Here is a 23,534-nt window from a genome sequence, read left to right on the forward strand (position 1 = left end):
CACGGCAAGCGAGCCGTGCAAGCGCAACCCGTCTTATGGATTGAAGGGACGGCCTGCGGCATCCACCACGCTCACCTTGACGAGGAAGACAATCGCCGTTTGGACGGGTGAATAGGCACGACTTTGGAACAGACGACCAATGTACGGGATATCCCCGAGGATCGGAGTCTTGTCTTCCACCGTTTGGATTTTTTCCTGCATCAATCCGCCGATGACGACTGTCTGGCCGTCGGCAACCGTCAGTGAGGTGCCCGCCTTCATCACCGAGAAGACCGGCATCAGAATGCGGTTCGGCGTAATGGTGACCTGCACGGGTGCTCCAAATCCTCCGACCCCTCCCGGGACCGATGAGTTGATGGGGCTTCCATAATTCACGAAACCATCGAAGTCGGTGATGTTGGGAGCCAGCGTGATGTCGACATACTGCTTGTTCTGACTAACAGTTGGCAGTACTTCCATGACGATGCCCGTTTCGCGCATCTCGAATGATGTCGGAGTTGCCGGAGTTACCGGAGTCACGCCGACGGCATCCGGTGTGACGATACCTGTCACCAAGTCCACGGTTCCGCCACCGCCAACGGAGTTTGGAAGTTCAGGCGGTTCATACTCCGTCGGGTAAATAAACTCCTGGATGATTTTGATCGAAGCGGCCTGGCCACTTCGGGTCACCACGGAGGGAACGGCGGCAAGATCGACGCCGGTCTTCTGATCGAGACCCCGCATCAGCATCGTCACGTTGGTATCGTTGAGCGTGCCATTGAACCACAGGGCACCCGGGGCTCGGGCCGTTCCGCTGCGGGCAACTTCGGACGCAGCCTGAAGAATCTGTTCATCGATGCTGTCGGCTGAAATCGCTCCCGTTCCACTGCGGTTACCCGCCGTGATCGGGTTTCTTGGAGCCAATGGCGATGGAACTACGACGTCACTCAGATCGCCCCCATTCCCCCGCGTTCCACCCGAGAGGTAGGCACCCGCAGTGCCTGGCGCGATGCCTTCGCCGCCGAGCCTGAAGTCACCAAGCAGCCAATCGAAACTGAGTTCCTCAAGGATTTTCTTCTGCGTCTTGACCATCTTGATCTCGACGATCACATGAGTGGGCTCGGTGTTGGCAAGTGCTTCGACAATTTGCTCAACGAGCGAGTGATTGGTCGGGGTATTGCGCACTCTCAAGGTGCTGTTCCCGGAGTTGAAGGTCGCCGTTGCCCCGTCAGGAAACGAGACACCACGGCTTTCGAGAATCTCTTCTGCAGAAAGTTTTTTGGCCAACAGACCGGTATCACTGGGTTCGGAAAATGGGTCATTGGAAGCCACGTCGCCACCAGTCCCACCACTCGTCGCTCCGGCGGTGAGAAAGTCCGGGGGAACCCGGTAGGTCCGGAGCATCATGTCCGTCGAGTCGGACCCTGCCGGTCGGATGACCAGCGCGTAGGGCTGAGCAACCGCCACGGTCCTTGTCGCTTCCTCGATATAGTCCAGCGCAATCCCGAGGGGCACGTTCTTCAGATTCAGATTGAACCGCGTCTCGCGAATCCTTTTCCCAATCTCAGAATCCGCGGAACCAAGCTCAAGCACGATATTGATCCCCTTTTTCATCGGATCCATCTCGACCGTATCGAGCGCGACTGACTGCTGACGCAGGTAGTCCACCGCTTCCTCAATCGTCACATCTTCAAGATAGACGACCGGAATGACGAGTTCCTGAAGTTTGGCTGGGATACTGGTTCCCATTTCCCCTTCGACGAGCGGATCAAATCCAGTATTGAAGTCGACCAAATCATCGACCTGGAGTTCCCACTCGCGTTCGACCGCCATCAGCATTTCACCGCGGGCCTGATCGTAGGCCGCCCGATAGTAGTCGGATTGGGCAGCCACTACCTGCTCCATACCCCGTCTGGCAGCGACGTTGTAGGGGTCCACCTTCAGCACGTCCTCATAGACCATCTTGGCCTGATCAAACTTCCCGAGATTGAATGCGCCCTCGGCGCTGTAAAGCAACTGGCGAACTTCCTCGACGTCCCGGGTATGTTCCTTGGACCCGGCGGGGTTGGTGCGGATCGGATCATTGATCCACTCGAGCGTCTCCAAAGCCTGAGGGTGATCGGGTGCAATTTCATCGATCAACACTTGATTGATTGTCGTCTCCGCTCCCTCGACATCACCAAGGCGGCGTTGCTTTCGCGCGACCTCGATGGTCGCCTGTGCGTAACGCTGGACCGCTTCCTTTCTCAAGCCCTCGATGGCTGGCGCTCCTGTGGGGAGCAGGTCGAGAGCCTTGCGATAAGCGGTAGCAGCCTCCTCATAGCGGGCGGCTTCGTAGGCTTCATCGCCCGTTTTGAGCAGCTCGTGCGCCTCGCCCGCAGCGGCGGACCGACGTTCAAGCTCAGCTTGGGCCATGGCCGAGGGTCCATCCTGAGCAGCAAGAGGCACCATCAATACGCACAAGGGAGCCAACGCGAGTAGAGCGGCTCTCAAGGATCGACGGGAGGTCGGGAAATCAGTCAAAGGCATGCAGGTTTGCGGAGGCTTATAGGGGTGCAAGGCGGCGAGGGTAAGCCGAAAATCCCGGAAATTGTGTCCGCTTTCATGGCTCGCCCCCTAGCAGCTCCTTGGCAGCTCGGGCATCTTTCGCCAGTTGAGCCTTCAAATCCTCAAGATTGGCGAACTTTTGCTCGTCCCTGAGGTACCGAACAAACTCGACCTCAAGCAGTTCGCCATAAAGGTCCCCAACTTCGCCAAAGCAGTGAACTTCCAAGGCCCTGAGCTTGCCATCCACGGTCGGACGCAGTCCAAGATTCGCCACGCCATCGTAATTCACGCCATTTACCTGCGTCCGCACCGCCCACACGCCGTCAGGGGGATACTGTTCCTCGCCCCTTTCCAGATTGGCCGTGGGAAAACCGAGCTGACGACCTAGCTTGCGGCCCTCAATCACCTTTCCGGCCACCGTGTAGGGCCGGCCGAGCATTCTTTCCGCCGCGGCCAGATTGCCGTCGCGAATCGCTTGCCGCACCCGGGTACTGCTGATCCGCTCACCCTCCGACATGACGGGAGGGACCGCTTCAAAGCGAAATCCGAGGTCCTCCGAGAGTTGCCTCAAAAGGCTCCTGTCCCCCGCCCTCCGGTATCCGAATCGCCAGTCTTCACCCGCTGAAATGGTGCGCGTCCCTGCTTCGACAAGGTCACCAATGAAATCCTCGGCCGACACCTTCGCTCGTTCCTGATCGAAGGGCAGCGCCAGCAGCAAGTCCACGCCGAGCGGCTCTAGAATCTTCGCCTTGTGGTCGAGCGAGGACAGCAGCCTCATCGGAGCCTTCTCGGGTGCCAGAACTCTCAGAGGATAGGGATCAAAGGTCAGCACACCGGCCACCCCGCCCTGCTCACGGGCGGCCGCCACGGCTCTCCCGATCACCTCCTGATGACCCAGGTGGACACCGTCGAAGACACCGAGCGCGAGATGGACGCCTCCATCAAACTCACTCAGCGACTCGATATCACTCAATCGCTTCATGTTCGTCACGATGGGCTGAAATAAATGATCGAACCGAATAGCGCGACCACTCCGATCACGATCAAGAGCAGCACAATCCACATCCACCTTGGTGTTCGGTACTTCATCCCGGGCGTTTGATCCACGATTTCTTGGTATCCCGCCGATAGAATGGTTCGCCCTTTCTTCGAATAGAGGAGAAAGAGAATGTACACGGAAAGCGCAGCACTGAGAATCGAGCCGCTCAAAACGGCCAATAGTCCCAGCACCGCGACCAGCGTGGCCGGAATCCTAACCCACGGCCTCAAATTCCTGAGCCCCCACCAAGCCACGAACTGGAGAGGAATCATGATTCCAACCAACGAGACGAACAATAGAAAGTCCGGCCCCGCAAACATCGCTCCGCCTGAACCGGCAAGAGCGGGACCCACCATCGCGGCGAGGCCAATCACTCCCAAAGCCCCGCCAAGAAAGAAGAGCGAACCAACTCCCTTCAAGGATGCTTCGTGCTTCAAATGAGCTTCTCGAATCAACTCCGCATCACTCAGCACAGGTGCCGATACTTCAACTACGGAGGGTGTTTGATAAGGATTCTCACTCATCCGATCAAGATACTGCGCTGAGGTTCTTCTCCTGCCAAGCCGGATGAGAAACCCGGATCAAGCACCCCGCATCAGTGAAATTTCAGCAAGACTGACCATCGCTTTGAAGAGATCCTCGCGCGGCGCCGTTTTCAAGGTATCAACGCTCACCGCCCGATCGAGCACGAAGCGACCACTCCTCACCCTGCGCAAGGCACTCAGGTGAGCCCCGCACCCGAGCTTCGCTCCAATGTCGTGCGCGTAGGTTCTCACATAGAATCCCTTCGAGCAGAAAACGGTGAAATCCACTTCGGGAAGATCAATACGGGAAACCTCGTACTTCGTCACTTCGACCGGACGCGGATCACGCTTCACCTCCTCGCCCCTGCGGGCAAGCTTGTAAAGCGGCACCCCATCCTTTTTGATCGCGGAAACCATCGGTGGAATCTGCTCGAACTTGCCGGTAAACCCGGAGAAGGCCTGGTCAATATCCTCGGCTGAAAGCGCGGGCACTTCCTTCTCCTCGAGCACCTCACCCTGACGGTCCTGTGTCGATGTCACCGAACCAAGTGTTAGAGTGCCATCGTACTCCTTGTCCTCGCTCATCAACAGGTCCTGGATCTTGGTCGCTCTCTCGATCACCAGCATCAACAGCCCGGTCGCCATCGGATCAAGCGTCCCACAGTGGCCGATCTTTTTGGTTCCAAGCGATCGGCGGGCGATGGCGACCACGTCGTGCGAGGTCATGTCGGGCGCCTTGTCCACCAGCAGCACACCGCTGGGAACTCCGGACGCAGGATTGGGTCTACTCATATTGTTGTTCAAATCAAAGGGCCGCGATCTCGGCCTCAATCGCCGCGAGCACCTTCGCTTTGGCATCGGAAATAGGTCCGGCCATACGAATCCCCGCAGCCAGCGCGTGGCCACCGCCGCCGAAGGTCATGCACACCTTGCAGGCGTCAATCCTGCGGTCTTTCGAGCGCATCGAAACGCGGATCTTACCGTCGTGAAGTTCCTCGAAGAATACCGCTACGATCACTCCTTGAATCGCACGGATGATGTCGATGAGCCCTTCGCTGTCCTCCGGCTTGACTTCGAGGCGGGTGACGGTGTCCCAGGTCAACTCCCAGTGGGCGAGCTTCCCGTCCGACTTCAGTTCCAAGGTGTTGAGGAGTGCCCTCATCAACTCGACCCGGCGCATCGGATGATTGTCGTAGGTCAGCGCGTTGATCTTCCCAACATCCAATCCCCTGCGGGTCAGGTCCGCCGCCATTTCATAAGTCGCGACGGTCGTCCCTGAATACTGGAATGACCCGGTGTCGGTTGATACCGCCACGTAGATCGCATCACGGGTTTCATCGGGCATCGGAAGGCCGAGCGCGTTGATCAGGTTGTAAAGAATCTGACCGGTGGCCGGACTGCTGTCGTCGATCAAGTTGAGGTCCCCGTAGCCGGGGTTCGACTTGTGGTGATCGATATTGATCCACCGCTCACAGTGCCCTACCGCCGCGAGCACCTTGTCGCCGAGCCTTGGCTTGGTCGCCGTATCCAGTGCGATGACCACATCGACGTCCACCGGATCCGCCGGAGGCGTTTCGATCCGGTCCGAGCCGGCCATGAAATTCAGATTGTCCGGCAGACCGTCCTCATTGATCATCCGCACCTTTTTCCCCGCCGCCTCGAGCGCAAAGCCGAGCGCAATCTGGGACCCGATGGCATCGCCATCCGGCCGGACGTGACTGAGAAGGGCAAAAGAATCGTACTGATTCAGCCATTCGCCGATTTCTTGGAAGGTGGATGAACTGCTCATGGTGGAAACCCCGCTCCGGGCCCGCGGATTCTCCCGATGATCCCCTCAGGGGCAAGGACAAACCCGAGGAAGACCTTTCGCCGAAAGGCCTTGGGCAGTCGGAAAGCATCGTCATGCAGCGTGCCAGACGGCCTCAGAAGCCGCTGCTTGAAGCCACCCGCTCAGACGAAGGCCGGAGCCATATCCACCCGTTCGCACTCCATTCCGTAGCTTTCACAGAGGAGGTTCGAGGAAATACGACCACTTTCGTAGATGGTCGGCAGTCCACTTCCCGGATGGGTTCCCCCACCAACAAGGTAGAGATTCTCGTAACCCTTCATCCGGTTGTGAGGTCGCAGATAGAGCATCTGATCAAGGGTGTGAGCCAAATTGAAGGTTGCACCCATGAAGACATCGAGCTCGTCCCTCCATCCGGCGGGCGTGATGATCCGCTCCTCCACGATGTGGCTTCGCAGATCCTTCATCCCGGTCCGTTGCTCGATTCTCTCCAGCACCCTGTCGCGATACTCACCCGTGATTCGATCCCAGTCATCGGCATGACGTGTGTTGATCGTCGGCACCAGCACATAGATCCCGGATTCCCCCTCGGGAGCCACCAGCGGATCCGTGACACTCGAATTACGGACGTAGATCGACATGTCATCGGAGACTTTCCTCTCGCCCTGAATGTCCTTCACATTGTTCAGGTAGTTGTCCGCGAAAAGAATATGGTGATGCGGCTCATCCCGGTAAATCTTGTCGAGGCCGAGATAGAGCATGAAGGCCGAACAGGAATACTTCTTCTTTTGGAGCTTCGCAGGAGCAATCGACTGGCCGTTCATCAGGTTCGCCATCGCGTGGGCGTAATCCGCGTTGACGACGGCATCGTCGCACTCAAGCAAATCACCGTCATCCAGCAAGACTCCCGTCACCTTGTTACCGGTGAAGCGCAACTCCTTGACCCCGGTGCCAAGTCGCAGCTTGCCCCCGTGTTCTCCAAACACCTCGGCCATGGCCGCCGAGATCCGGCATAGTCCTCCCTGAACGTGGTAGATCCCATACTTATACTCGATGTAAGAAAGGATGCTGAACAAAGCAGGGCACTTCCATGGTGACATTCCCAGGTACTTCGCCTGAAAGGTGAAGGCCAGCTTCAGGTCGTCATTGGTGAAATACTTGTCGAGCACATCGACCACCGACTTGCCTGTCGCAACATACGGCACAGCCTTCATCAAGGTCTTGCTCATGTAGGACCCGAGCTTGTGATAAGGCTGCTGAAGACAGGGGAAAATCACCCCTAGTTTCTGGGCATGGTCGGCCATGAATCGCCGGTAGCCGTCCTCGTCCCCCGGAAAAGTCTCCGCCACGTTGGCCGCCATTCGGTCCACATCGGTCGTGGTCTCCATTGACCGATCGCCCCAGCTCAGGCGGGTCATGGGATCGAGCGCAATGAGATCAAGGTAGTCCTCGGTTTTTCGCCCGGCTTCGGAAAACACCTCGTCGAGGGTAAACTTCTGGTGAAGAAAGGTCGGACCCGTATCGAACGAGAAATCGCCGACTTTCAGCTCGCCATTGCGGCCGCCGACCCGGTCCTGCTTCTCGACGATGGTGACGTCGAATCCGCGACGGGCAAGGATCATTCCTGCCGTCAATCCCCCGGGGCCTGCACCCACAATCACCACTCGTTTGTCTCTCATGATTGAGCTTTCGCGCCTTATTCATAGATTGCCCGGCTTGCGGCGCTACCGAAAATTTGCACTTTTGGCATCAATTGTGACTCTCACCCGTTTCGCTCCCAGTCCCACCGGGCTCCTCCACACTGGCCATGGCTATGCCGCCATGGTCGCTCATCGCCTTGCCAGAGAGCGTGGGGGTTGCTTCCGACTGCGTTTTGAGGACATCGATTCGACCCGCGTCCGCGAGGAATTCTACACCGCCATTGAAGAAGATCTCTTGTGGCTGGGATTGGCTTGGGATGGCGTAGCTGTCCGTCAATCGGAAGGAATGGAAGCCTATCAACACGCTCTGGCCCGCCTGCAGGAGGCCGGAGTGGCTTATCCCTGCTTCTGCACCCGTCGGGAAATCGAGGAGGAAATCGCACGCATGGCCTCAGCACCGCACGGACCTGAGGGTGCGCTCTACCCCGGCACCTGTCGCAACCTTTCTCACGACGAGCGTGCGGAGCGAATCGCCTCCGGCCTGAATCCCGCCTGGCGACTCGATGCTTCGGCAGCGGCAAGCCAGACAGGTTCCCTAACTTTCACCGACAGGCGCTTTGGCGAACAGGTCGTCGACCCCTCGCTGCTCGGCGATGTGGTTCTCGCCAGAAAGGACATCGGCACCGCTTACCATCTCGCGGTGGTGACCGACGATGCCTCGCAGGAAATCACCATCGTCACCCGCGGCGAAGACCTTCTCCCCTCCACCCATGTCCACCGGACTCTTCAGGCCTTGCTTGGACTGAAAGAGCCCGAATACCTCCACCACCCTCTGATCACTGACGATCAGGGCCGCCGATTGGCAAAACGTGACCATGACCGCTCGATCCGGAGCCTTCGCGAGTCGGGAACGTCCGTAGAAGAGATTTTCGCCAGTTTCCCCTCGTGCGTCGAATACCCGACGCCGAATTAGCAGTATTTCCGCTGGCCAGCCTTCAAGCCCTCTCCGAAGCTGGCCCCCATGTCTGACATCAAAATCACACTCAAAACCGACAAGGGAGACATCGACGCGACCTTGTTTGCTTCGAAGACACCGATCACCTGCGCGAACTTCCTCAACCTCGCCAAGCGTGGTTACTACGACGGGATCACCTTCCACCGCGTCATCCCCAACTTCATGATCCAAGGCGGCGATCCGACAGGCACCGGCCGCGGGGGCCCAGGCTACAAATTCGGTGATGAGTTTGTCCCCGAGCTCAAACACAGCAAGGCGGGCATCTTCTCCATGGCCAACGCAGGCCCGGGCACCAACGGCTCCCAGTTCTTCATCACCCACGGCCCGACACCTCACCTCAACGGTAATCACTCCGTCTTCGGCGAAGTCACCAGTGGCCAGAACGTGGTCGATAGCATCGCCCAGGGAGACAAAATCATCTCGATCACCATCCACGACGATATTGCACCGCTGCTTGAAGCCCAGAAAGACCACGTCGAGCACTGGAATTCGATCCTCGACGCCTGACCCCGAGCACGCCAATTGCAAAATATTTAAGATCCCTTAACTAAATACCTCGGTGGAAAACCCGGGGATCAACAGGAGTCAAATGACGCCAGAAGCACTGCTTCTGGCGTTTTTTGTGATGTTTGGTGTCGTTTTTTCCACCTACCAAAACCCCTCATGATCGCGTAAGACAATCAACTCCCCTTGATTTTCCATTCGAAAGGGTGTTTTCTCCTCCCCGTCGGGCGGCCACCCAGCCAAGCGTCAACTCCCCCAAACACACCCCCCATGAACACTCATCGCTCCCCCCGCGGTGGTCGCTTTTTCATCAGCATCCTCGGATCGCTCATGGCTCTTGCTACCGCCCCTCTTCTTTCTGAAGACATTCCGACCGGCACCCTGAACGTCGACCGCAACATGGTCCGAACAGGTGTCAACTCGCAGCTCAATTGGAACATCCAGTACCCAAGCGGCGTCACCGAGATCATCGACATCGTCCCGCCAAGCACGATCGTCCCGAAGAAGAATGTTCGGATGAAAGTCCGCGTCCTCGGCGTCGCCTTCCAGTCGGGACGCAACCTCCTTCCCCTCGATGCCTACTGGTCGAAGAACAACTCGGCCTGGCAACGTTTCTTCTACGACACTGGAAATAATGTCAACCCGGGCAGGGTCCTGATCAACCAGAAGGTGGAGAAGAACGACCGCATCGACTTCGGCGCACGCGGATGGTCGGGCGGTTGGCTTCCCTTCCACCACACCCGCAAAACGGATCCCTACCTCATCGTGCTCAAGAACGGCGACCGCGCCCCCGACTATGCCCCTGCCTACAACCAGGGCAGCGTCACCAGCTTTCTCCGTCCCTACATCGACTCCAGCGGCCGGATAAGCATCGGAGACCGCGACCTCATCATCCTCTGGGAAGCCTCCACCGCCAAACCCGGAACCACCTATTTCGACATGCAGGACCTCGTCGTCCTCCTGACCTTCGAATGAACCGCTCCTGCCCCTGACCTGATCGACAAAAACAAACAGACATCCCCCCAACATGAAAGCCATACCCCCCATTGTTTTGACCCTCGTCCTCACCGGCATCGCGTCTGCGGCGCCCATGAAAGACCGGGTCACCGGAGAGGAACTCTCCGCCCGCCGCATGGCCTCCGCCTCACCGGTCTCCACTCTGGCCCAACCGACCGAAGAAGAGCCCCGTGTCGCCCGGCCTTCGAACGAGAGCATCATCAAACAATCCATGATCCTTTCCGATGGCACGAACTGGACCCTCATTCCCCGCGGTGCCGTCCTTCACCTTCCCGAAGCTCATCAGGGCAAAATCGGAGGTCGCCCGGTTGGCAATCTTCTCTCCTGGAAGCAGTTCGTCACCGTCAACCGATCTTGGGTGAGCGCCGAAGAAATCACCCTCCGCCAGGCGGAAGGCGTCCAGCAACTCGACGATCGCCGCACCGCGTTCTGGCCGAAGCAAGACAAGATCATCGTCGCCGTTCACCTCGGCGGCCCCATCTCGGTCGTCGCTCCGACCAAGGAAACCGACAACACCCTCTAATCCATGAAAGCCTGCTTCATCCTCGCCGCCCTGATCACGGCACCCGCGTTCGCAGGTGACAACTGGGTGAACTTCATCCGCCAGAATCAGGTCAAGAGCGGCGTCGTCTGGGACATGCCCGTCGACCCCGAAGGCCAAAGCCCTTCCGCCCTGGTGCTTGAAGAAAATGGCGCCCTCTTCCAACTCTGGACGATCCAGCAGAGCAACTTCAAGGACTACCTGCTCGACCAAAAGGTCGTCGGCACCTACCTGCCCTCCGCCCAGATCCGGATCACCACCGCCGATCCTTATCCCCACGTGCACCGCACCCGTGCAGATCAGCCCTTCACCGTCGAGATCGAGGTCAGCGGCCTGCTCGGCGGAGCTGGTGTCCCGGACGCCGCCAAGCGCGTTCTCACCGAGCATCACCTCGCTCCCTACACACCCGGCCAAAGCTCCATCGATCCGCGCATCGCCACCGGCGGCACCCCGTCGAGCAGCGGTTTCATCACCAGCAACGGGACGACCGTTCTGAACTTCACTTCCTCCAGCCTCCCCGCCGGTGATCCCACCATGGCGCTCGGCGAAGAACACTTCGTCGTCCACTCGCTGCCCGACCTCGATGCACCCCAGACTCAGATCGCCTCGAACTTCGTCCAAGTCTGGCCTGTCGCCAGCGCCTCGATCGAAGGCCTCCAGCCCGGAGAGACCGTTCGCTTCAGTGCCCCGCCGCTGCAACTCCACCTTCACGATCTCTATCCCTCCAGCACCACCTACCTTCAGATTTACCCAGGTGCCCCGCAACTCGGAGTCACGGGAAGAAAGATCGACGGCTCGATTCTGGTAATCGACCAGGACACCAAGGAAGATCGCATCCTTGCCATCACCGATTGGGAAGGTGCCTTCGAAAGCGAAGGTGAGTATACCATGGAAATCATCACCGAAACTCCCTTTGGTCCGGAGCGCCTGACTTACCTCAGCTTCCAAGTCGATCGCGTCCTGGCCGTCAACGCCCAGATTGGCGACTACGAATCAAAGCCCTGATCTGTCTCCTGCAACCATCACTCAACTCTCCCCCCGAAATTGAAGTGCCGACGTCCGACTCCGGGCATTCCTAGCACAGCCCCCCGATAGCCGCCCGGATCGGGCGCCGGCCTTCCTTCTTCATTTCAAACCTCACTCCTGCCACTCCGGCAGCGTGTCCTCAAGAATCTCACGGATTCTCTCCTTCTCGGAATTCCCTAAATGCGGCGCGATCTCTTCCTCGTCCCCGGACAAAGCCGAACGTAAGCGCTCGAGCACGGCTCGCCTGACCCGCGGCGGCATCGCCCGGAACGCCTCCGAATAGACCATGTAGGAACAGCGGTTCTTGAAGATCCGCCGGTAGAGCTTGAAGTCCGCCAATGAGTCTCCGGACTTGCTTCGTGGATAGGCCGACTCGAAGTGGCGCTGGAAAGATGCGTCCCCCTCAAGCCCATCACCCAGATCGGCCTCATCCTTGAACAGCAGTTCATCGACGATGCTCTCGCTCATCCGGTCCGCGATCCGTCCCGCCTGGCCTTCGTCAGGATTCGATTCAGGATCGATCACACGGCTGAGAAAGTATGCCCGACGATAGCGCATCGAAGCCGCCGTCATCAAGTTGTGCATCTTGCACTGATGCTCGATCACCACCAGCGCCACCACATCACTGGTCCCGCGCAGGTACTTGCGGGTATCGATCACTGCGGACAAATCACCAAATGCCTGATCCATCGGCATGGTCGAATCCTCATCGGTGTAAACCCGGTTTCCCAGATGCGGCAGCGCACTTTCACCCGTGACAAAATAGCCACCCCAGCGTTCCTCAATCGGCGTCGAATGCGTCACCGTCGTGGTCCCCAAATGAAGCAAGGTGTGCCCGCTTTCATCCGGAAAGACCGAGCGAATCAACAAACCCGGCACATTCTCGGTCCGCGTCGTCCCATGGCACGAAAGACAGTCGCTCGTATCACGCATCACCTCGAAACCCGTTTCGTCCGTCAGATCAATCAAGTAGAATACCGGCCCAAGCACCGGATCCTGGGCAATCACTTCAATTTCCCCGCCCGGCACGTAGCCGACATAGGTATTCTCGGAAAAATAGAGGCTCCGTGGGTTCCTCGGCGTGATCTTGCCGATCTGCTTGCTGGTCTTGGAAAACACCAGAATCTGCGACGACTCGGGCACCTTGAGTTCGCGCAGCACGAAGGCGAGTTTCTCGAGCGCCGTCCCGCCCTCCAGCTTCATCTCCCCACGCTCCAGTTTGCCCGCAATCGTCGCCAGCGCGTCCGTCGCCGGCGTGTCCGAATAAGATAGTGGCGGCATATCCCACAGATCCACCCTCCCCACCGCAAGCTGCGTGGTCAGTAGAATCATCAGCCAGCCTTTCATCCGCTGATGTAACGCTTCTCACGACCCGATTCCTACGCAATTTCGCCGATTTCCTCTTCAGCACCTTCTAGGATGGACCTTCGCGAGCTTCTGTACATCCTCCGCCCCCGCCGATGCTTTCCATTCAGAACCTCCGCGTCGAATTTGGCGCCCGCGTCCTTTTTTCCGACCTCTCCTTCGCTGTCCAGCCCAAGGAACGGATCGCCTTTGCCGGCCACAACGGAGCCGGAAAGTCGACCCTGATGAAATGCATCGCCGGCGTCATCGAGCCCTCCGGCGGCATGATGTCGACCCCGAAGAATTTCCGCATCGGCTACCTGCCGCAGGAAGGCATCCACATCAAAGGTCGTACCCTCTGGCAGGAAACCATGTCCGCCTTCGGCGAAACGCTCGAACTGCAAAAGAAGATCGATCGCCTTTCCGCCGAACTCGGCAAGCTTGATCCGCGATCCTCACCCTACGGTGACCTGCTCGAAGAGATTGGCGAACTCGAACTCCGGCTCGACAACAACGACCCCGCCCAGATGAAACCAAAGGTCGAGTCCGTCCTTCAGGGCCTCGGTTTCAAGCGCGATGACTTCGAGCGCGACTGCGGCCAGTTTTCCGGCGGCTGGCAGATGCGTATCGCGATGGCCAAGCTCTTCCTTCAAGAGCCGGAAGTCCTGCTGTTAGACGAACCGACCAACCACCTCGACATCGATTCGCAGCGCTGGGTGGAGCAGTACCTGATCAACTACGCCGGAGCCATCCTGCTCATTTCCCACGACCTCGCCCTGCTCGACACGCTCTGCACCCGGACCATCGCCTTCCACCACGGACGTGCTGAAGAGTATGCCGGAAACTATTCCTACTACCTCCGGGAATCGGTGCATCGAAAGGAAGTCCAACGGCGTCGCTACGAAGCCCAGCAAAAGGAGATCGCCGAATCCCAACGCTTCATCGACCGCTTCCGCGCATCGGCCAACAAGGCCACCCTCGTGCAGTCGCGCATCAAGCTCCTCGCCAAGGTCGAACGGATTCCCAAGCCGGAAGCCGACGACGCGGTGATGAACTTCCGCTTCCCCCAGCCACCCCAGTCCGGCCACAGCGTCGCCAGCCTCGAGGGTGTCTCCAAAACCTACGGCGACCTCACCATCTTCGAAAATTTCGATTTCGAAATCACCCGTGGAGAAAAATTCGCCATCGTCGGCCCGAACGGTGCCGGCAAATCAACCTTCTGCCGCCTGATCACCGCGCAGGAAGCCCCCGACAAGGGTGAACACGCCTTCGGCCAGAAAGTCAGCGTCGCCTTCTTCTCGCAGAACCACGCCGACGAACTCGATCCCGAACTCACCGTTCTCGAAACGGTGGAAGAAACCGCGACCCGCGAGGCGGCCAGCCAATGCCGCAACATCCTCGGCTGCTTTCTTTTCCGTGGTGACGACGTCTTCAAGAAAGTCGGCGTCCTCTCCGGCGGCGAACGTTCGCGGGTCGCGCTGGTCCGCATGCTCGTGCAGCCTTCGAACTTCCTGATTCTTGACGAACCGACCAACCACCTCGACGTCCAGTCGCAGGAAGTCCTGCTCAACGCCCTGAAGGACTATGAAGGTACGGTACTCATCGTATCTCACAACCGTTCCTTCCTCGATTCACTCGTCACCAAGACCCTCGAGTTCCGCCCCGGCGAGAAGCCGCGGCTGTTCGCGGGGAACATCACCTACTACCTCGACAAGACCGCCGACGACAGCTCGGCGGGCACAGGCGTCCCGGCTGTGTCGTCATCCGCCAAAAGCACCGACAAGAGCGCGGCTCCCAACCTTTCCCGCAAGGAGCAGAAGCGGCTCGAAGCCCAGCAGAGAAAACTCCGCTCCGACGTCCTCAAACCCCTCGAAGTGGAACTTGTCGAGCTCGAGAAGCGCATCGCCGACCTCGAGGCCGCTCAGACCAAGGCCACCGACGACCTCTCCAAGCCCGAAGTCGTCGCCTCGCCCGCCAAGTTCCGGCTCGCCACCAACACCGTGGAACAGCTCACCACCAAACTCGAAAACGCCTTTTCCCGCTGGGAAACCCTGACCGAGGAGATCGAACAGGTGAAAGCCAAGCTCTGAAGCGGGCCAAGCGCCCGCCACCAAGCATTGCAATGGGCACGGATCGTGCGATGAATTCAGGCATGCCCTTTCAAATCGCTGCAGAACTCGGTTATCGAGTGAATCAAAGAAGCACGATCCTCCTCAATCTGCACGCTCTCTCGACGTCCAATCAGTCCCTTTGCAACGAGTCCTTCACCGTGACCGCGGGCGCAACCTGCGAGTTCTTTCCGATCCAGACCGGCATGAACCGCTATGTCCGCATCGATACCTGCGATCTGACCCAACTGCTGATCACTTACGAAGTCACCGCCTGGACCAATCCCGACGCCCGCCAGATTCACGGCATCGACCAGATCCCGATCGTCAATCTCCAGGTCGACTCCCTCCGCTTCCTGTTCCCCAGCCGCTACTGCCAGTCGGACCGTCTGGGCAAGCTGGCCGACAAGCTCTTCGGCCACCTCAATCACCCGCTCGTCCAGGCCAGCGCCATCTCGGACTGGATTTTCGAAAACCTCGATTACACTCCGGGGTCGACCGATGCCACCACCTCCGCCTACGACACCGTGATTCAGCGCGAAGGAGTCTGCCGCGACTTCGCCCATCTCGCCATCGCCTTCTGCCGGGCCCTTTCCATTCCGGCGCGCTACTTCACCGGCTACGCCTGCAACATGCAGCCGCCCGACTTTCACGCCTGCTTCGAGGTCTGCGTCGGCAACCAATGGTTCATCTTCGATCCCACCCGACTGTCATCGCCCAATGGCCTGATTCGTATTGCCACCGGCCGCGATGCAGCGGACGCTTCCCTCGCCACGATCTTCGGTTCCGTGGAAATGGAGACCCTCATGGTCTCCTGCACCGCCAATGATTTCGTCCCGATGAGTGCGGATGACCTCTACGGAAAAGCCGTCGTTCTCGAACCATGATCCCCGCTTCCATCGAAAGCCATCTCCTCCGAATCAGGCACCGTACCCACTACCTCTACCATTTCCCAGTTACCTTCGAGCCTCACCGCCTCGTCATTCGTCCGCGTGAAGGACATGACCTCCGGGTCGAGTCGCTCTCAATGATCATCGAACCGCAGGCGTCCGTGACATGGACCCGGGACATTTTCGGTAATTCGGTCGCGCAAGCCCATTTCGATCATCAGGCGGCGGAACTCGTCATCGAATCGGACGTCACGGTCCGCCGCTTCTTCGACCCCGCCAAGCCGCCTCACCTCGACACCGGTGCCAGCAGCTACCCGCTGCAATACGACCCGCTTGAACACGGCATCATCACCGGCTACCTGACACCCGTCTATCCAGAGGAAAGTGCCAGCGTCCAGCAGTGGATCGCAAGCATTCCGCAGCCGGGCGGGTTCGCCAGCGCCGAAGACTTCGTGATCTCTGCGACCAAGATCATTCACCAGACCATCGGCTACCGAAGACGCGAGGAAAAAGGGGTTCAAACTCCGGACACCACCCTCTCGCTGAAAACAGGATCCTGCCGCGATGTGGCCACGCTGTTGATGGAAGCGCTGCGCCATCTTGGCATCGCCGCCCGCTTCGCCAGCGGCTACCTCGATTGCCCGAACACCCGGGCCGCCAGAGGGTCGACCCACGCCTGGACCGAAGTCTACTTCCCCCGACTCGGCTGGCGCGGCTTCGACCCCACGATCGGCGAAGCCTGCGATCACCGGCACATCGTCACCGGCACCAGCCACCACCCGCGCGGCGTCATGCCCGTCAGCGGCCGAATCTTCGGACCCGGCAATGCTTTCCAAAGTCTGACCGTAGGAGTCGAATTCTCCTCTCCCGAGGCCGTTTTCAGGCAGTCGCAAATCCAGTCGTGACCTTCTCGATTCTCGTGTAGTCTCGCGCATGGCGTTTCACCCGACACCGCCCCAGCTCTTCGACGATTTCGAGGAAGGCCGAATCAACCGCGCCCAACTTCACGCCGCCCTCCAATGGCACGCCCAGGAACTGGTCGAGGAAATCATCGAAGCTCATGAGAATCCCGTCGCCGCCTGGTGGGACAACATGCTCGCCAAACGTGCTGCCGACCGCTGGTCGAGCCGCCATGGCATCTGGCGGATCCGCCACATCCTCGCCGCCCTTTCCAAGGTCCCCGAATTCGAGCCCGCCAACCTGCTCTGGAACGCCCTCCACCCCGATGTTCCGCTGCACTGTTTTTTCAGGATGCGACGCGAGCCGGTCTTTCGCCTGCTGAAGGTCGAGAATCGCAACGGCATCCTGCGCGTCCGCGTCGCGCATGGCTCGACCTCAGACGGCATCAGCAAAGAGGACTTCGTCCTGGAGCACGTCGGCAACACGCTCGAAGCCCACCGGGTGCCTCTATCTAAGAAGTCCTGATAAATCTTGGATCCCGCAGCCGTAGTTTACGGATCATGAAAAAGCTGCCCTCGTGGACTTGGACTGCTACCGCCATCCCAGTCGCCCTCATCGCGGGGATCCTTTTGGGCCGCTCCACCACTAGTTCCGAACCTGCTTCTGAAAAGGATTCTACGGCGATTCCAAGCCGGAATGCTCCTACCCGCAGCGACCTTTCTTCAGCCAGTGGCTCGAGCGCCTCGAAGCGCTCCACGAGCAACCGCGATGTCTCGGCAGACACCAGCCAGCTCCAACTCACCGCGATTCTCGAATCAAGCAGCCGCCTCGACCGGACCCAACGCCTGATCGCCTTCCTGGATCGACTGCCGACCGACCAGTTCACCTCGGTCTACGCCGAAATTGCCAACTCTCCGATGGCCAACATCAGAGGCTCCGAGCGGTCATTGATTCTCCAGGCCTGGTCCGAGCGGGATCCGATGGCAGCCATCGGCTACCTTGAGGAGAATGGTGCCGCGGACTGGGAGCGTGAAACAACTCTCGGAACCTGGGCTGCCCTCGATCCCGCCGGAGCCTTTGCCTGGGCATCGACCTCCGAAGATGATGGAGGCACCAACAACTGGATGCTCGGTGCCATGCGTGGCATCGCCGCCACCAGCCCCGAACTCGCACGCGACTACCTCATGCAGATGGAAAATGGCGAGACCCGCAATCGTTCGCTCAAGAGCATGCAGGCCTACGTGATGCAATATGGCTCCGATTACGCGGAAAACTGGATTGCCGGCATTTCCGATCCGGAGATCCAGAACCGTGCTTCACACGAACTTGCCGATGATCTCACCGAGCTCGACCCGGTCCGCGCTGGCGAGTGGAATGCCCGAATCGAAGACACCAGAACCCGTCGCAGTATCTCGGAGACCGTTTCCGACCGCTGGGCACGGCAAGACGTTGAGGGTGCCAGGCGCTGGGTCGAAAGCCTTCCTGAAGATACCCGCACCGAAGCCGCCGAAGGCGTCGCGCGCCACTATGCCCGCCAAGATCCAGTGGCAGCGGCCGACTGGCTGCAGGGTCTTGGCAACAACCCAGACTACGATGGTGCCCGCCAGACCCTCATTCGAGAAGCTTACCGACAGAATCCCGAGACCTCACTCAGCTTCATCTCGAACATCTCCGACGAGTCCGAGCGCAACAAGAGTTATGACCGCTACCTTCGCGATTGGATCCGCAAGGATTCGGATTCAGCGATGAACTGGGCCCAGACAAATCAGGCATCATTGCCTGAAAAGATCGTCAATCGCTACTTGCGCTAATCTCGCGAGCGGCCTTGAGAGGAGGGTCAGCACCCACAGCCGCCACCACCACAGCAGCCACCGCCATTTGCTTGGGCGATGTCATCCGCCGTCGGCACCCGACCCAATTCGAGAGTCATCCCGACATACTTGCCGATCGTCTGCTGGAGAGTCTCCAGCTCGCCTTGAGCATCCATGAAGGAGCGAGCCACCTCGTTCTGCATCAAGGTATCCCTTGCTGCCTCAAACTCCTTGATTTCACTTTCACCAAGCTCCACGCCAGCCCCCTGCTTCTGATGCAGCTCGCTGCCGCGTTCGTGCACCCCCTGATACATCAGCCGTGCCGAGTCATCATCGAGAAAGGTCTCCACGCTCTTCTGGAGTTCCTGAAAACGGGCGTCCTCGGCAATCGCCGCACACAGCTCGCGGGCTTTCGTCATCACGGCGGAATCGTCTGTAAGCATCGACATGCCAATTTCCTAGGCCCCAGGGACCAGCTTGGCAAACGCTTTTCCCCCATGGCCCGACCACCCCGCTGCACGCTTCGTTCCGCAGCCGCCGATTCTTCACCGACCCGCCATCATTTCTTCAAAATCCCCTCCCAACTTCCCCCGCATGCTCCATATCCGGAAATGGCTGCTCCGCTTCTTCATCTTCACCACCCTGCTTGCCCTCGCCGCCCTTGTGGGGATCGGCTGGCTGGGTGCCGAAAGACTCATCTCCCCACCACGGCGCGGCCTTCAGGACTACCATCAGGAAATCCTCGCCGACCCGGCCCGCTTCGGACTTGAAGTCACCACATTTCACAGCGCCGCCGCCACGCCCTGCCTCATGGTCACACCCGCCGAATCGCCGGGCGCCGCTTACAAAGCACGCCAGATACGCACCGCTCTCCGCAAGCGCGGCGTTCATGTCCACCCATGGGGCGAGATCCGCGGCACCGTGATCCTGCTCCACGGTCACAGCGGCAGAAAGGAAGATCACCTGCCCATCTGTGAGCGCTTCTGCGCGGCCGGATTCCGCTGCCTTCTGCCCGACCTTCCAGCTCACGGTGACCACCCCTCCGCCATCGCCACCTTCGGCAAAAACGAAAGCCAACTCATCGAAGCGATCCTCGATGACGCCGAAGTCACCTTCGGTTTCGCCAAGCAACCGGCCTTCCTCTTCGGCATCTCCCAAGGCGGAGCCATCGCCCTCCAGACCGCCGCCCTCGACCCCCAACGCTGGATTGCCGTCGCCAGCGCCGCCGCCTTTTCATCGCTCGACCGCCCGATCCGCAAATCCGCCGAAAACTTTCACCGCCACCTTCGCCCCCTCGCCCCGATCAATACCTTCGCCGTCGCATGTGGCGCCTGGTGCCGCGGCGGGATGTGGCCGGCGGACATCAGCCCGCAGCATTCAGCCCAACACCTCACCATGCCCGTCATGATCATCCACGGCGAGAACGATCACTTCATCCCGATCGAGCAGGGCCGCCAGATCTTCGAGGCGATTCCCTCCGAACAAAAGCGATTCCGCCCTGTTAGAAACGCCGGTCATGGACGCGTGCTCGCCGAAGACGCCGGCAATCTCTACCCGGAAATCTGCGAGTTCTTCCTCTCGTCGCTGACTCCCTCGACCCCGTAATCAGCTCAATGACTTGAGCCTCTCTTCACTCCACCACCACAAACATTGCGGCAAAGCGATTGCTCTTCACCTCTCCCTCAGGATTGACGGCCATCTGCGAAATATCGCCATCGAGAAACAGCGCATCCTTACAGCCGAGCTTTAGAAAGAGTCCGGCAAAATCCCAAAAGTTCACTTCCTGCCGCTTGTCGGTCATCGCAAAGACCACGCGACCCTCCTCGTCCACCCCCACCCCATTGCGGTGCTTGATGCTGTTAGAGTCGGCACGAAAGGCCGCATGACGATGCCCGCCCATCAATAGCAGAGGCCCTGACTGGACGGCCAATCTCACCGCCTCGCTTCTCGTCTGATACTCCACGGTATCCCAGACGATCGCCTTTCCCCCGACAGTCACCGCAAACACCCCGTTCGGCTTGAGAAAAAAGTTCCCTTTGCCCTCCCGCGGATTGAGCGCTTGCAACTCCTTCGTCCTCTCGACGTGCAAACCACTGGGAATGAGCCCCGGCTCATAAATCCCTGCATTCATCAGAAATTTCACCTTCCCGCCATCCTTGTTCAGAGCGCGCTGCACCTGATCAAAGGTCTCATACGGCTTCCCATCAGCACCCCGCCACACCAGCCCGAGATGGGAAGGATCAAGCTTCACCACGCGAAACTTGACCCCCTTGTAGACGACGGCTTCTTCGACCACTCCTGCAAGTGCCGAAGCAATCCCAAGGACCAGAATGATCAAAACTCGAATCATCGTTCGTCATCCTAGGGTTTCGCCAGCCCGGCCGCAAGTACCCGTCAATGTTAAGCGTGTGTAAAAACCAAGCTCGTAGCGTTAACGGAGAGTAAAAGGTTTTTCCTCTCCCCCCCCAAACCCCTCTTCATGGCTTCATGAAAACACCCATCGTGATCGCCCTGTTGATGACTCCCCGCATCATCGCCGCCGAGTCCAGCGAACTCGCAGCATCACCCACCCAAGGACTCACCCTCAGCATCACTGACACCGAGAACCGAGTCTGGGACGTCCAGTATGCCACCAACCCCGCTGAAGGCTGGACCTCACTCGGCCCGGTCCGCGTCGCCAATTCGTCACTCAAAGTCCACCTCGGCATGCCGGGCAGCGAAGCCAGAATGTTTTTCCAGGCCAGGACCCTCCAGAATCAGGCACAGCTTTCGAGCCCGGCCAACCTGCTCAACATCACCAGCCACAACTATGCCAACCCCTTCCTGCCGGACAACCTCCTCGAACGTCAGATCATCGATCAGGACAATACCCCGGTCGGCAATGCCACCACCGACAGCGGCGCCTACCTCGGTCGCGTGCTCTTTTACGACAAACGCCTGTCCGCCAATCACACCATTTCCTGCTCGTCCTGTCATGTTGCCGACCACGGCTTTTCAGACCCCCGGAAATTCAGCGTCGGCTTCGAAGGCGGCCTGACGGGTCGCAATTCGATGGGTCTGACGAACAGCCGCTACTACGAACGTGGTAGCTATTTCTGGGATGAGCGTGCCGGCACACTTGAGGAGCAGGTGCTGATGCCCATTCAGGATTCTGTGGAAATGGGACTGACGCTTCCTGAACTCGTCGCACGGATTTCGGCGGAGCCATTCTATTCCGATCTCTTCAACGAGGCCTTCGGCACGCCAAGCGTCGATACCGACCGCATCTCACGCGCTCTCGCCCAGTTCGTCCGCTCCATCGTATCGGGAGAATCCAAATTCGACGAAGCGCGTGAAACAGGCTTCAACCAAACCTTCACCGCCCAGGAGAATCTCGGCCGCCGGATTTTCAACGGGCAGAACGTTGGAGGAGGAAACGCCACCTGCGCGACCTGCCACGGCTCCGACAACTTCGTTCCCGGAAATTTCATCCGCAACAATGGCCTCGAGAACCCTTACGTCGACAAAGGCCTTGGCGAGGTCACCGGTCGCAACCAGGACGAAGGACGATTCAAGGTCCCCTCGCTGCGGAATATCGAACTCACCGCACCCTACATGCACGACGGCCGCTTCGCGACGCTTGAGGAAGTCGTCGAGTTCTACAACAGCGAGGTGGTCGACCATCCGAACCTCGCCGCCCAACTGCGCGAGCCTCCCAATCCGCCCGGCCCCGGTGGACCCCCTCCCGGCCCGGGCGCTCCCCTGCGTCTCAACCTGACGGATACGGAAAAGGCCGCACTGGTCGCCTTCATGAAAACCCTGACCGACACTTCGGTCATCAGCGACCCAAAATTCAGTGACCCCTTCCTAACCGACGCGACTCTCACTCCCCTGACCAACTGAGATTTCCCGTGTGTGGAATGGGGGACGGGGTAACAGATTCACTGACTTCAGGAGGTCTCGTGGAAATCCGCAAGCAAGCCGACGCCACTAAACAGTGACGATGAGCCCCTTCATCCCGATCCCCGACCCACCCGGAGCACGCATTTACTCCTAGAATGAGCTCCAATTCTACCTTCGTACGGATTTTTCCTAGCGATAATGCAGAGCTTCTCTAGTTTTCGAGGCAACCAACTGAAGCTTCATGTCCAATCTGAACCTCACCCTCAAAGTCTGGCGCCAAGCCAATGCCAACGATCGCGGCAAGATCGAAACCTACGAGGCCAAAACCATCCCTGAGGAGGCCTCCTTTCTTGAAATGCTCGACATCGTCAACGAGCGACTCGTCGAGGAGGGCACCGAGCCCATTCACTTCGACCACGACTGCCGCGAAGGCATCTGCGGCACCTGCTCGTTGACCATCAATGGCGTGCCCCACAGCAAGGACCGCGGCATCACCACCTGTCAGGTTCACATGCGCAAGTTCCGCGATGGCGACACCATCTGGATCGAGCCATTCCGCTCACGTGCCTTCCCCGTCATCAAAGACCTCATCACCGATCGGACCTCGTTTGATCGCATCCAGCAAGCGGGCGGCTTCATTTCCGAGCGTACCGGTGCCGCGCCCGACGCCCACGCTGTGCCGATTGGCAAGGAAGAGGCCGACATCGCCTTTTCCGCCGCCGCCTGCATCGGTTGCGGTGCCTGTGTCGCCGCCTGCCCCAATGCCAGCGCCATGCTGTTCACGGCAGCCAAGGTTTCCCACCTCGCCCACTTGCCTCAGGGCCAACCCGAGCGCGATCGACGTGTCCTCTCGATGGTCAAGCAGATGGACAAAGAAGGCTTCGGTGGCTGCACCAACCACTACGAGTGCGAGGCGGCCTGCCCGAAGGAAATCAGCGTCGATCACATCGCCCAGATGAATCGCGACTACGGCGTCGCCCT

At 59.2% G+C, this 23,534-nt stretch carries 22 protein-coding genes; 13 read left to right on the top strand and 9 right to left on the bottom strand.

Going from position 1 to position 23,534, the window contains the following annotated elements:
- Nucleotides 1-33 precede the first annotated feature (33 nt).
- The 6 genes from WBG04_RS04350 to WBG04_RS04375 form a co-directional block, all read right to left on the bottom strand.
- Nucleotides 34-2,508, bottom strand: coding sequence for an Amuc_1098 family type IV pilus outer membrane protein (locus WBG04_RS04350; protein ID WP_424313154.1), 2,475 nt, complete (start codon nucleotides 2,506-2,508; stop codon nucleotides 34-36).
- Nucleotides 2,509-2,581: 73 nt separating this feature from the next.
- Nucleotides 2,582-3,508, bottom strand: a complete 927-nt coding sequence (locus WBG04_RS04355) for a bifunctional riboflavin kinase/FAD synthetase (RefSeq protein WP_424313155.1) — start codon at nucleotides 3,506-3,508, stop codon at nucleotides 2,582-2,584.
- Between the two features lie 5 nt (nucleotides 3,509-3,513).
- Nucleotides 3,514-4,089 (bottom strand): hypothetical protein, encoded by a 576-nt coding sequence (locus WBG04_RS04360; protein WP_424313156.1) that lies wholly within the window; start codon nucleotides 4,087-4,089, stop codon nucleotides 3,514-3,516.
- A 57-nt stretch (nucleotides 4,090-4,146) separates the two neighbouring features.
- Nucleotides 4,147-4,881: a tRNA pseudouridine(55) synthase TruB gene (truB, locus tag WBG04_RS04365; RefSeq protein WP_424313157.1), complete on the bottom strand. Its 735-nt coding sequence runs from the start codon at nucleotides 4,879-4,881 to the stop codon at nucleotides 4,147-4,149.
- A 13-nt stretch (nucleotides 4,882-4,894) separates the two neighbouring features.
- Complete coding sequence (locus tag WBG04_RS04370) at nucleotides 4,895-5,878, bottom strand: DHH family phosphoesterase (protein WP_424313158.1); 984 nt, start codon at nucleotides 5,876-5,878, stop codon at nucleotides 4,895-4,897.
- A gap of 161 nt (nucleotides 5,879-6,039) precedes the next feature.
- Nucleotides 6,040-7,554, bottom strand: coding sequence for a phytoene desaturase family protein (locus WBG04_RS04375; protein WP_424313159.1), 1,515 nt, complete (start codon nucleotides 7,552-7,554; stop codon nucleotides 6,040-6,042).
- Between the two features lie 76 nt (nucleotides 7,555-7,630).
- On the opposite strand from WBG04_RS04375, the gene gluQRS reads away from it, so the two are divergent.
- From gluQRS to WBG04_RS04400, 5 genes are all read left to right on the top strand, one after another.
- On the top strand, nucleotides 7,631-8,488 hold the full coding sequence (gene gluQRS / locus WBG04_RS04380) for a tRNA glutamyl-Q(34) synthetase GluQRS (RefSeq protein WP_424313160.1): 858 nt from the start codon (nucleotides 7,631-7,633) through the stop codon (nucleotides 8,486-8,488).
- 48 nt (nucleotides 8,489-8,536) lie between these two features.
- Nucleotides 8,537-9,037 (top strand): peptidylprolyl isomerase, encoded by a 501-nt coding sequence (locus WBG04_RS04385; protein ID WP_424313161.1) that lies wholly within the window; start codon nucleotides 8,537-8,539, stop codon nucleotides 9,035-9,037.
- 267 nt (nucleotides 9,038-9,304) lie between these two features.
- Nucleotides 9,305-10,009 (top strand): hypothetical protein, encoded by a 705-nt coding sequence (locus WBG04_RS04390; protein ID WP_424313162.1) that lies wholly within the window; start codon nucleotides 9,305-9,307, stop codon nucleotides 10,007-10,009.
- Nucleotides 10,010-10,061: 52 nt separating this feature from the next.
- Nucleotides 10,062-10,574 (top strand): hypothetical protein, encoded by a 513-nt coding sequence (locus tag WBG04_RS04395; protein ID WP_424313163.1) that lies wholly within the window; start codon nucleotides 10,062-10,064, stop codon nucleotides 10,572-10,574.
- A 3-nt stretch (nucleotides 10,575-10,577) separates the two neighbouring features.
- Nucleotides 10,578-11,597: a hypothetical protein gene (locus WBG04_RS04400; RefSeq protein WP_424313164.1), complete on the top strand. Its 1,020-nt coding sequence runs from the start codon at nucleotides 10,578-10,580 to the stop codon at nucleotides 11,595-11,597.
- Nucleotides 11,598-11,729: 132 nt separating this feature from the next.
- On the opposite strand, the gene WBG04_RS04405 is transcribed toward WBG04_RS04400, so the two are convergent.
- Nucleotides 11,730-12,965, bottom strand: coding sequence for a hypothetical protein (locus WBG04_RS04405; RefSeq protein ID WP_424313165.1), 1,236 nt, complete (start codon nucleotides 12,963-12,965; stop codon nucleotides 11,730-11,732).
- Nucleotides 12,966-13,078: 113 nt separating this feature from the next.
- Between WBG04_RS04405 and WBG04_RS04410 the strand changes: the two genes are divergently transcribed.
- The 5 genes from WBG04_RS04410 (at nucleotide 13,079) to WBG04_RS04430 (ending at nucleotide 18,671) form a co-directional block, all read left to right on the top strand.
- Entirely contained in the window at nucleotides 13,079-15,052 is a 1,974-nt protein-coding gene (locus tag WBG04_RS04410; RefSeq protein ID WP_424313166.1) for an ABC-F family ATP-binding cassette domain-containing protein, read from the top strand.
- A gap of 62 nt (nucleotides 15,053-15,114) precedes the next feature.
- Nucleotides 15,115-15,957, top strand: coding sequence for a transglutaminase-like domain-containing protein (locus tag WBG04_RS04415; protein WP_424313167.1), 843 nt, complete (start codon nucleotides 15,115-15,117; stop codon nucleotides 15,955-15,957).
- Nucleotides 15,954-16,865 carry a transglutaminase family protein gene (locus WBG04_RS04420; protein WP_424313168.1) on the top strand — a complete coding sequence of 304 codons (912 nt, stop codon included), beginning with the start codon at nucleotides 15,954-15,956 and terminating at the stop codon, nucleotides 16,863-16,865. The genes WBG04_RS04415 and WBG04_RS04420 overlap by 4 nt, the downstream gene beginning before the upstream one ends.
- Nucleotides 16,866-16,893: 28 nt before the next feature.
- Nucleotides 16,894-17,385, top strand: coding sequence for a hypothetical protein (locus tag WBG04_RS04425; RefSeq protein ID WP_424313169.1), 492 nt, complete (start codon nucleotides 16,894-16,896; stop codon nucleotides 17,383-17,385).
- A gap of 35 nt (nucleotides 17,386-17,420) precedes the next feature.
- Nucleotides 17,421-18,671, top strand: coding sequence for a hypothetical protein (locus WBG04_RS04430; protein ID WP_424313170.1), 1,251 nt, complete (start codon nucleotides 17,421-17,423; stop codon nucleotides 18,669-18,671).
- 26 nt (nucleotides 18,672-18,697) lie between these two features.
- Here the strand turns inward: WBG04_RS04430 and WBG04_RS04435 are convergent, their stop codons facing one another.
- Complete coding sequence (locus WBG04_RS04435) at nucleotides 18,698-19,120, bottom strand: YlbF family regulator (protein ID WP_424313171.1); 423 nt, start codon at nucleotides 19,118-19,120, stop codon at nucleotides 18,698-18,700.
- A gap of 145 nt (nucleotides 19,121-19,265) precedes the next feature.
- Here WBG04_RS04435 and WBG04_RS04440 point away from each other — a divergent pair, with 145 nt between their 5' ends.
- Complete coding sequence (locus WBG04_RS04440; protein ID WP_424313172.1) at nucleotides 19,266-20,276, top strand: alpha/beta hydrolase; 1,011 nt, start codon at nucleotides 19,266-19,268, stop codon at nucleotides 20,274-20,276.
- Between the two features lie 25 nt (nucleotides 20,277-20,301).
- Here the strand turns inward: WBG04_RS04440 and WBG04_RS04445 are convergent, their stop codons facing one another.
- Nucleotides 20,302-21,021 (bottom strand): phosphodiester glycosidase family protein, encoded by a 720-nt coding sequence (locus WBG04_RS04445; protein ID WP_424313173.1) that lies wholly within the window; start codon nucleotides 21,019-21,021, stop codon nucleotides 20,302-20,304.
- Nucleotides 21,022-21,158: 137 nt separating this feature from the next.
- Here WBG04_RS04445 and WBG04_RS04450 point away from each other — a divergent pair, with 137 nt between their 5' ends.
- Both WBG04_RS04450 and WBG04_RS04455 read left to right on the top strand, forming a co-directional pair.
- Nucleotides 21,159-22,553 carry a cytochrome-c peroxidase gene (locus WBG04_RS04450; RefSeq protein WP_424313174.1) on the top strand — a complete coding sequence of 465 codons (1,395 nt, stop codon included), beginning with the start codon at nucleotides 21,159-21,161 and terminating at the stop codon, nucleotides 22,551-22,553.
- 241 nt (nucleotides 22,554-22,794) lie between these two features.
- Nucleotides 22,795-23,534, top strand: a 740-nt coding sequence (locus WBG04_RS04455; protein WP_424313175.1) for a succinate dehydrogenase/fumarate reductase iron-sulfur subunit, incomplete at its 3' end; no start/stop codon positions are given.

The sequence above is a fragment of the Haloferula sp. genome (assembly GCF_049672945.1).
Classification (GTDB): Bacteria; Verrucomicrobiota; Verrucomicrobiia; order Verrucomicrobiales; family Akkermansiaceae; genus Haloferula.

Excerpts from the sequence above, each read along its gene's own strand:
- WBG04_RS04375 (WP_424313159.1), bottom strand. The coding sequence starts at position 7,554 with ATGAGAGACAAACGAGTGGTGATTGTGGGTGCAGGCCCCGGGGGATTG.
- WBG04_RS04410 (WP_424313166.1), top strand. The coding sequence starts at position 13,079 with ATGCTTTCCATTCAGAACCTCCGCGTCGAATTTGGCGCCCGCGTCCTT.
- WBG04_RS04385 (WP_424313161.1), top strand. The coding sequence starts at position 8,537 with ATGTCTGACATCAAAATCACACTCAAAACCGACAAGGGAGACATCGAC.
- WBG04_RS04430 (WP_424313170.1), top strand. The coding sequence starts at position 17,421 with ATGAAAAAGCTGCCCTCGTGGACTTGGACTGCTACCGCCATCCCAGTC.
- WBG04_RS04420 (WP_424313168.1), top strand. The coding sequence starts at position 15,954 with ATGATCCCCGCTTCCATCGAAAGCCATCTCCTCCGAATCAGGCACCGT.
- WBG04_RS04355 (WP_424313155.1), bottom strand. The coding sequence starts at position 3,508 with ATGAAGCGATTGAGTGATATCGAGTCGCTGAGTGAGTTTGATGGAGGC.
- WBG04_RS04350 (WP_424313154.1), bottom strand. The coding sequence starts at position 2,508 with ATGCCTTTGACTGATTTCCCGACCTCCCGTCGATCCTTGAGAGCCGCT.
- WBG04_RS04415 (WP_424313167.1), top strand. The coding sequence starts at position 15,115 with ATGCCCTTTCAAATCGCTGCAGAACTCGGTTATCGAGTGAATCAAAGA.
- WBG04_RS04435 (WP_424313171.1), bottom strand. The coding sequence starts at position 19,120 with ATGTCGATGCTTACAGACGATTCCGCCGTGATGACGAAAGCCCGCGAG.
- WBG04_RS04445 (WP_424313173.1), bottom strand. The coding sequence starts at position 21,021 with ATGATTCGAGTTTTGATCATTCTGGTCCTTGGGATTGCTTCGGCACTT.
- WBG04_RS04390 (WP_424313162.1), top strand. The coding sequence starts at position 9,305 with ATGAACACTCATCGCTCCCCCCGCGGTGGTCGCTTTTTCATCAGCATC.
- WBG04_RS04370 (WP_424313158.1), bottom strand. The coding sequence starts at position 5,878 with ATGAGCAGTTCATCCACCTTCCAAGAAATCGGCGAATGGCTGAATCAG.
- WBG04_RS04450 (WP_424313174.1), top strand. The coding sequence starts at position 21,159 with ATGAAAACACCCATCGTGATCGCCCTGTTGATGACTCCCCGCATCATC.
- WBG04_RS04440 (WP_424313172.1), top strand. The coding sequence starts at position 19,266 with ATGCTCCATATCCGGAAATGGCTGCTCCGCTTCTTCATCTTCACCACC.
- WBG04_RS04400 (WP_424313164.1), top strand. The coding sequence starts at position 10,578 with ATGAAAGCCTGCTTCATCCTCGCCGCCCTGATCACGGCACCCGCGTTC.
- WBG04_RS04395 (WP_424313163.1), top strand. The coding sequence starts at position 10,062 with ATGAAAGCCATACCCCCCATTGTTTTGACCCTCGTCCTCACCGGCATC.
- WBG04_RS04405 (WP_424313165.1), bottom strand. The coding sequence starts at position 12,965 with ATGAAAGGCTGGCTGATGATTCTACTGACCACGCAGCTTGCGGTGGGG.
- WBG04_RS04425 (WP_424313169.1), top strand. The coding sequence starts at position 16,894 with ATGGCGTTTCACCCGACACCGCCCCAGCTCTTCGACGATTTCGAGGAA.
- WBG04_RS04360 (WP_424313156.1), bottom strand. The coding sequence starts at position 4,089 with ATGAGTGAGAATCCTTATCAAACACCCTCCGTAGTTGAAGTATCGGCA.
- truB (WP_424313157.1), bottom strand. The coding sequence starts at position 4,881 with ATGAGTAGACCCAATCCTGCGTCCGGAGTTCCCAGCGGTGTGCTGCTG.